Below are 7,916 nucleotides of genomic sequence, written 5' to 3' on the forward strand. Positions count from 1 at the left end.
CCGCCCGCGTGGACTACGCCCTGGCGGCGCTGCTCACCTTCGTGCCCACCGCGGCCTCGGTCGCGGTCTTCGCCGGGGCGGTGGCGTTCTACTGCCTGGCGGTGGCGGGCGGCGCCGCGTTCTGACCGGGGCCGCCCTCGGCCGAGCAGGTGTCGTCGGTGCAGTCCCGGCGGCGCCACCGTTGGGCCACGGCGGCCATTAGCAGGGCGAGGGACAGCACCGCCAGGAACGGTTGCAGCGGTGCCCACAGTCCCAGCGCGCCGGAGGTGCCCAGCGCCACGAGGACGAGTTTGTTGCACACCGGGCACCCCACCGCGAACACGGTCAGCACCACCCCGGCCAACGGCGTGCGCTCGGCCTTGTCGGACGGCGGCGGGCCCTGGATCGCGAACCACGCGAACGTGAGCGCCGCCGTGGCGGCCAGCACCGGGTACTCCCACCAGCGCACCGGGATCTCCCGGGTGAACAGCGGGGTGCCGAGGATGTCGGTCGGGATGCCCACCGCCAGCAGTGCGAGCAGGCCCATCAGTCCCGCGCGGGCGTAGCGGGCCGCGCGGGGGCGGGTGGTGGGTTCGGCGGGGTTCGGCACCGGATCCACGGGCGTGTCCAATCGGCTCGGGGCTGCGTGTTTACTATGCTGCATAGTAGTTCAAACACGGAGTGACCGGGAGAGCCGATGCCGAACACGTCGCGGCGTACGTCGAAACGCGACCTCACCCTGGTGGCCGTCCTCGTGGTGGCCGCGATCGGGTTGATCACCTATCTCGTCGTGTCCCCGCCGGGCGGCGAGGAGAGCGCGGCGCCGCGACCCGCCGGGCCGTCGGCCCCCTCGGCCTCCCAGAACCAGGGGAGTGCCGGTGCCGACGAGAATCCGCTGTCCGGCCTGGCCCGGCGCGACGAGGGCGACCCGACGGCGCTCGGCCCCGTCAACGCCCCGGTGACGATGGTGATGTACTCGGACTACAGGTGCCCGTTCTGCGCGAAGTTCAGCCGGGACATCGAACCCGAGCTGATCGACCGGTACGTCGACTCCGGGCAGCTGCGGATCGAGTGGCGGGACTTCCCGATCTTCGGGGAACAGTCGGAATCCGCCGCCCGCGCCGGTCGCGCCGCCGCCGAGCAGGGCAGGTTCTGGGAGTACCACCGCGCCATCTTCGAGGACTCCCCGGAGCGTGGCCACCCGGACCTCACGCGCGCGGAGCTCCTCGGCTACGCCCGTGAGGTCGGGATGCCGGACATGGAGACGTTCACCGCCGACCTGGACGACCCGAGCCTGGACGAGCCGGTCGACAAGGACCTGCGCGAGGGTAGCTCGATCGGCGTGTCCAGCACCCCGGCGTTCGTGATCAATGGAGAGCCCATCCTCGGCGCGCAGCCGCTCGACACGTTCGTCGAGGTTATCGAGAAGGCCGCGAAGCAGGCATGACCGAAGTCGGTCTGCTCGGGGCCTTCCTGGGAGGTCTGCTCTCCCTGGTGAGCCCGTGTTCGGCGTTGCTGCTGCCGTCGTTCTTCGCCTACGCGTTCGACACGGTCGGCGCGCTGGCCCGCCGCACCGTGCTGTTCTACGCCGGGCTGGCGCTCGTGCTGATCCCGCTCGGTGCGGGCGTCGCGGCGGTCGGGGCCCTGGTGACGCGGTACCGGGGCACGGTGACCCTGGTCGGCGGGCTGGTGCTCATCGTGCTCGGTGTCTTGATGATTCTCGGCCGGGGATTCGGCTCGACCACCGCGGGCAACGCCGCCGCGAAGATCAGAATCTCGTCCGGCTTCTCGGTGTTCGCCCTGGGCACCGTGTACGGGCTGGCGGGATTCTGCTCCGGGCCGTTGCTGGGCAGCGTGCTCACCGTGTCCGCGGCGGGCGGGGATCCAACCTACGGGGGCGCCCTGATGTCGTTGTACGCGCTGGGGATGGCGGCGCCGCTGTTCGTGCTCGCCCTGCTGTGGGATCGCTTCGACCTCGGCCGCAGACAGTGGCTGCGGGGTCGCGAGATCACCCTCGGCCCCGTGCGCACGCACACGACGAGCCTGATCTCGGGCCTGCTGTTCCTCGGCGTGGGGATGCTGTTCCTGTTCACCGAGGGCACGGCCAACCTCGGCGGATTGACCAGCGTGGACACCCAGTTCTCGCTTCAGGAATGGGTGCAGGGACTCACCGGCCGGGTGTCCAACGTCGTGGTGCTGCTCGTGCTGGTGCTGGCGGCGCTGGCGATGGTGCTCGTGCGGATGGTGCGCTCCCGGCGCCGGGAGGGGACCGACCACGGGAGCGCACCGGAGCGAGCCGGACAGGCCCGCGAGTGAGCCGGGCGGTGCGTTTCGGCGGTGCCGATCACCCGGTCCGCGCCGCCGGGAGCACACCGTCCACCGGCGCGGCGGCGTGGTTCACCACCGCCGGACGTCGAGCACGATGTCGATCGCCGTGCCGTGGTCGGTGTCCCGCAGCACATGCCGCAGGGCGTCGACGCGCAGCCCGCCCGCCGCTTCGGCCAGATCGGTGACCGACGGCATGACGTCCGGGTCGGGCGGGCCGCCCGCCCCGCGTTCGTGGTTCTCCCGGGCGTGCCCCAGGTAGAACAGCCTTCCGCCGTCGGCCAGCCAGCTCGTGGCCCGGCGCAACGTGCGCACCAGGTCCGTCGCCGGGAGCTGGAGGAACCCGACCAGCACCAGGTCGACGGCCTGCGCGGGCTCCCACGTCGTCGCGTCGCCGAGTCGCCAGTCGATGTCCGTGCCGTAGCGGTCCCGTGCCGACTCCAGGGCCACCGGCGAGAAGTCCACGGCGGCCACCTTCCACCCTTTCGAGTGCAGCCACGCGGCGTGCCGGCCGTCCCCGCACGCGAGATCGACGGCGGTGCCGGGGACCGCGTCGTCGAGATACGTGCGGATGGTCCTCGCCGGCGCGTCGCCCCACGGGGACGGATCGGCGCGGTAGCGCTCGTCCCAGCTGCACGGATCGGTGGGCGGCACGGGTCCTCCTCGCTCGGGTTATCGGTTCGGGCATCGGGTATTCGACCACCGAGCCTGCCACAGACGGACGAGGGATGACCGTTCATGGACGTCGACGTCATTCGTACCGAGCAACTCGGGGACCGCAGCTACCTGGTACACGACGGTGCGCAAGCCCTGGTCGTCGATCCGCAGCGGGACTTCGACCGGATCGAGGAGCTCGCCCGCGCGCGGGGTGTGCGGATCAGCCACGTCGCCGAGACGCACCTGCACAACGACTACGCCACCGGCGGCCCGCAACTCGCGCTGCGCCATTCCGCCACCTACCTGGTCGGCGAGACCGAGGGGCTGGAGTACGAGCACCAGCGGATCCTGCCGGGCGACCGGGTCGACATCGGACGGATGACGCTGACCGCCGTGGCCACCCCCGGGCACACCGAGCACCACCTGTCCTACGTCGTCGACGGTGACGGCGAGCAGGCCGTGTTCTCCGGGGGCAGTCTGCTGTACGGGTCGGTGGGCCGCACCGACCTGGTCGATCCGGAGAAGACGGTGGCACTGACGCGGGCGCAGTTCCGGTCGGCGCGGCGGCTGGCCGAGCAGGTCTCCGAGCACGCCACGCTGTACCCGACGCACGGATTCGGCAGCTTCTGCTCGTCCGGCCCGGCCACCGCCGCCGACAGTTCGACGATCGGCGAGCAGCGGGAGCACAATCACGCGCTGACCGAGACGGACGAGGACCGGTTCGTCGACCAGCTCGTCGCGAACCTCACCGACTACCCGTCGTACTACGCGCACATGGGGCCGCTGAACCGGATGGGGCCGAGCGTGCCGGACCTGACGGTGCCCGAACCGCTCTCGACCGGCGAGCTGCGCGGCCGCCTGGACCGCGGTGAATGGGTGGTCGACCTGCGCAACCGGGTCGCCTTCGCCACGAACCACCTGGAGGGCACGGTCAGCATCGAGTACGGCGACGGCACGCAGTTCACCACGTTCCTGGGGTGGACGCTGCCGTGGCTGGACCCGATGACCCTCGTGGGCCCGGAGTCCGACGTGCGCGCCGCGATCCGGGACCTCTCGCGCATCGGCATCGACCGGCTCGACGTCGCTCTGGGCGACCCGCCGCGGGATCTGGCCGACGGCATCCCGACGACGTCGTACCCCAGCGTCGAGTGGCGGGACCTCGCCGCCGAGTTCTCGGCCGGGCGTGCGCCCACCGTGCTGGACGTGCGTCGGGACGACGAGTTCAACGCCGGGCACATCGAGGGCGCGGTGCACGTGCCGCTGCACGAACTGCTGCCGAGGATGGCCGATGTGCCGCACCGGCGGCTGTGGGTGCACTGCGGCTCCGGGTACCGGTCGGCCCTCGCGGCGAGCCTGCTCGAACGTGCCGGCCACGACGTCGTGCACATCAACGGCCTCTACCCGGAGGCGGCCGGAGCCGGCGTTCCCGTCACGACCGGGGAGCGCACCCCGGCGCCGTCGGCCTAAGCCCAGGCCGAGCGGACCCAGGCCAGGTTCAGCTCGTCGGAGCCCGCCTTCCGGTGGTGGATGGTCCAGATGCGTTTGTCCTCGTCCACCAGGCCGTGCAGGAACCCGTCGTCGCAGCGGTAGCTGAGGTGCAGATCCTCGCGGAGGTCGTCGACACCGAGCACCTTCACACACCGGGTACCGTCGGCCAACACCAGGAACCACCACGGATCGACGACGTCGGCCCGGACACCGGAGGGGTCGTCGTCGCGCACGTTGACCTTCACCGCGCCCTCGGCGGCCGGGTCCCGCAGGCAGACCGCGACCGTCTCCACCGGGTTGTTCCGTACCGTCTGGTCCGTGACGCTCTCCGTGCCGGTGCCCGGATCCGGCAGGAGTTCCGGGGACGGGTTCTCCGGGACGAAGCACGGGTCCATCGCCAGTGACGTCTCGTTGGTGAAGCACCGCCGCGCCCGCTCGTTCTCCGGGCTCAGCAGCGAGGCCTCGCACCGGCCGGACACCTCGTCGAGGACCTCCAGATCCGACCGGATCATGCCGGATCCGTCGAACAGGGCCGTCCTCCCGGCCCGGGTCGGGTGTCGCTGCTCCTGCTTCGCCGGATCCGGGTGCCCGGACTCCGCGTTCGCGCCGTTGTCGGCCGTCCCGGGGTCCGCGTCGTCGGAATTCGTGGTGTCCGCCTCGCACCCCACCACCAGCGACAGGGCCGCGACCAGCGCGAGGACGGTCCCGACCCCGCCTCGGGGCCGGGCCGATCCGGATCTGTGGTGCCGCACAACCGTGCCCTTCCGTTCGCGGACCCCGTGGCCCGACACACCGTCAACACCCGCTCGAGATCGGCTCCAGGGTAGTTGTTCACCCGATGCCGTGGGCGCTCGCGTTGTGCTATCACCGACGCACCGATCATCGGAGAGGAGGCTGTTCATGTCGCGGTCGGTGGACGCCCGGCGGGTGGTCAGCCGCGAACAGGTCGTCCACGGCGGCTGCCGGTACTTCCTCCGGCACGGTTCGATCGACATGCCCGCACTCGCGTCGAGCCTGGCCGTGAGCCGGGCGACGCTGTACCGGGTGGTGCACCGGCGGGACGCGGTGCTGGGGGACGTGCTGTGGCGACTGGGGGAACGCCTGCTCACCCGGGCCCGCCGCAGGCGCGGGCGTACCGGGGTCGAGGGCGTGCTGGAGGTGACCCGGTCGTTCTCCGCCGAGCTGCGGAACGCGGCACCGTTCACCGCGTTCCTGCGGGCCGAGCCGGAGACGGCCACCCGGGTGCTGTTCCACACCCCCGAGGGCGTGCACCGCCGGATGGTGGCGGCGCAGCGGGCGGTGCTGCTGGAGAACCGCACACCGACGTGGCGGCCGACCGAGCTGGACGACCTCGCGTTCCTCTACGTGCGCATCGTGGAGTCCGCCCTGTACGCGGAACTGCTCAACGGCAGGCGCCTCGACCCGGCCACCGCGGAGCGGGCCGCGCGGGCGCTGCTCACCGACGCCCCGTGAGCCGTCGCCGGACACCGTGCGGAAACGTTCCGGCACGACTGCGACGGCGGTCGCACGTTTCGGCCGGATCCCTGGTCCGCGTGGGCTCCGGTGCGGTGGGATGAGCCCTTCGACAGGTGAAAGACCTTCGAAGGGGACTGGGAGCGCGAGGGCGGCTCGGCCGGGCGGCGACCCGGGACCGTAACTACCTCGCTCGCACCGTCGACCGGGGTCGTGAGTGAATGGCGGGGTGCGGTGCCGCATCCGGCGCCGTGACGTCCGTGTTCACTCACGACCCTGGGAGGAATGGCGGTGCTCGATCTCCTGCTCCGTGACGTCCGCGCGCTGACGATGCGTGCCGACCACCCGCGTGCGCACACCGTGGGGGTGGTCGGCGGCGTGATCGTGGGTGTCGACGACGACGTGCGGGATCTGCCCGCGCGTGCCGTCGTCGACGGGGGCGGTGCGACCCTCACCCCCGGCTTCACCGACGCGCACAACCACATGGTGTGGTACGGGCTGTCGCTGGCCGAACTGGACCTGTCGACGTGCCGCAGCCTCGACGAGGTGTACGACGCGGTGGCCGCACGGGCAGCGGAGTTGCCCTCGGACGCCTGGGTCGTCGGTTCCGGGTACGACGACTACGTGCTCGGGCGGCATCCCCAGCGCGCGGCGCTGGAACGCGCGGGCGGTGGCCGTCCGGTGTGGCTCAAACACCGCTCGGCGCACATGTGCGTGGCGTCGGACGCCGTCCTGGACAAGGCGGGGGTGCTGGACGGGTCGGCGCGGGTCCCGGACGGCGGGGTCGTCGAACGCGACGCCGACGGCGAGCCGACCGGGCTGCTGGCCGAACAGGCACAACAGCTGGTGGACGCGCTGGTCAAGCCCTACCCGGTGGAGGAACTGGCCGCGGCCGTGACGCGGGCGGCCGAGGTGTACGTGCGGGAGGGGCTCACGCACGTCACCGAGGCGGGCATCGCGGGCGGCTGGATCGGGCACAGCCCCGCCGAGGCCGCCGCGTACCAGCTCGCCCGGCAGCAGGGCGAGCTGCCGCTGCGGGTAGAGCTGATGCCCGCCACCGAGGTGCTGCACCCGTTCGACGCGGCCGTGGGCGTGGAGACCGGGCTCGACCTCGGCCTGCGCAGCGGGTTCGGTGACGACTTCCTGCGGATCGGGCCGATGAAGATCTTCACCGACGGTGCGCTGAGCAGCCGCACGGCGGCGGTGACCGAGCCGTTCCTCGGCGCGGGCGGCCTCGGCGTGCTCGGCGACGACCCGGACGTGCTGCGGGAGCGGATGCTGGCCGCGCACCGTAGCGGCTGGCGGATCGCCGCCCACGCCATCGGGGACCGCGCCATCGACCTGACGCTGGACACGCTGGAGCAGGCGCAGAAGGAGCTGCCCCGCCCGGACGTGCGGCACCGCATCGAGCACTCCGCGATGGTGCGCCCGGAGCATCTGTCCAGAATGGCCGCTCTGGACGTCGTTCCCGTGCCACAGGCCCGGTTCCTGTACGAGATCGGCGACACGATGCACTCCGCCCTCGGTGCGGACCGGATCCCGTGGCTGTACCGGCAGCGGTCCTTTCTGGACGCCGGACTGCGGGTCCCCGGCAGCTCCGACCGGCCGTGCGTGGGCACCGGGGCGCCGTTGGCCGGGATGCGCTCGATGGTCGAGCGCACCACCAAGGCGGGGCTCGTGCTCGCCGAGTCCGAGCGGGTCGACGCGACCGAGGCGTTGCACGCCTACACCACCCACGCCGCCTACGCCTGCCGTCAGGAGGATCGGCGCGGGCGGATCGGGCCGGGCATGCAGGCCGACCTGGTGCTGCTCGGTGACGACCCCACCACGGTGGACTCCGCGGAGATCGACGGCATCGACGTGCTGGCCACCTTCGTCGCGGGCCGCGCCGTCCACGGCGCCGACACCCTCACCTGGACCACCGGCGGCCCCGCGAGTTGACCCCCGCCGCCCGCGAGTCGCCATCCGGCGCCCGCGAGTCGACGCTCGGGGCC

The 7,916-nt window shown here is 72.2% G+C and carries 8 protein-coding genes; 5 read left to right on the plus strand and 3 right to left on the minus strand.

From position 1 onward, the window contains the following. Positions 1-88 precede the first annotated feature (88 nt). Positions 89-643 (minus strand): hypothetical protein, encoded by a 555-nt coding sequence (locus tag SACHA_RS0102180; RefSeq protein WP_157601572.1) that lies wholly within the window; start codon positions 641-643, stop codon positions 89-91. A 33-nt stretch (positions 644-676) separates the two neighbouring features. On the opposite strand from SACHA_RS0102180, the gene SACHA_RS0102185 reads away from it, so the two are divergent. Then, positions 677-1,426 carry a DsbA family protein gene (locus SACHA_RS0102185; protein ID WP_019806848.1) on the plus strand — a complete coding sequence of 250 codons (750 nt, stop codon included), beginning with the start codon at positions 677-679 and terminating at the stop codon, positions 1,424-1,426. Then, positions 1,423-2,295: a cytochrome c biogenesis CcdA family protein gene (locus SACHA_RS0102190; RefSeq protein WP_019806850.1), complete on the plus strand. Its 873-nt coding sequence runs from the start codon at positions 1,423-1,425 to the stop codon at positions 2,293-2,295. The genes SACHA_RS0102185 and SACHA_RS0102190 overlap by 4 nt, the downstream gene beginning before the upstream one ends. Positions 2,296-2,376: 81 nt before the next feature. Here the strand turns inward: SACHA_RS0102190 and SACHA_RS0102195 are convergent, their stop codons facing one another. Then, positions 2,377-2,958 carry a class I SAM-dependent methyltransferase gene (locus SACHA_RS0102195; protein ID WP_019806852.1) on the minus strand — a complete coding sequence of 194 codons (582 nt, stop codon included), beginning with the start codon at positions 2,956-2,958 and terminating at the stop codon, positions 2,377-2,379. Positions 2,959-3,042: 84 nt separating this feature from the next. Between SACHA_RS0102195 and SACHA_RS0102200 the strand changes: the two genes are divergently transcribed. Then, positions 3,043-4,428, plus strand: coding sequence for an MBL fold metallo-hydrolase (locus SACHA_RS0102200; RefSeq protein ID WP_019806853.1), 1,386 nt, complete (start codon positions 3,043-3,045; stop codon positions 4,426-4,428). Here SACHA_RS0102200 and SACHA_RS0102205 read toward each other — a convergent pair. Beyond that, on the minus strand, positions 4,425-5,201 hold the full coding sequence (locus tag SACHA_RS0102205) for a hypothetical protein (RefSeq protein ID WP_019806856.1): 777 nt from the start codon (positions 5,199-5,201) through the stop codon (positions 4,425-4,427). The genes SACHA_RS0102200 and SACHA_RS0102205 overlap by 4 nt on opposite strands. A 148-nt stretch (positions 5,202-5,349) precedes the next feature. Here SACHA_RS0102205 and SACHA_RS0102210 point away from each other — a divergent pair, with 148 nt between their 5' ends. Together SACHA_RS0102210 and SACHA_RS0102215 are read left to right on the plus strand one after the other, a co-directional pair. After that, on the plus strand, positions 5,350-5,922 hold the full coding sequence (locus tag SACHA_RS0102210) for a QsdR family transcriptional regulator (RefSeq protein WP_019806858.1): 573 nt from the start codon (positions 5,350-5,352) through the stop codon (positions 5,920-5,922). A gap of 291 nt (positions 5,923-6,213) precedes the next feature. Beyond that, positions 6,214-7,863, plus strand: a complete 1,650-nt coding sequence (locus SACHA_RS0102215; RefSeq protein ID WP_028662808.1) for an amidohydrolase — start codon at positions 6,214-6,216, stop codon at positions 7,861-7,863. Positions 7,864-7,916 lie beyond the last annotated feature (53 nt).

Source organism: Saccharomonospora halophila 8 (assembly GCF_000383775.1).
Lineage (GTDB): Bacteria > Actinomycetota > Actinomycetes > Mycobacteriales > Pseudonocardiaceae > Saccharomonospora > Saccharomonospora halophila.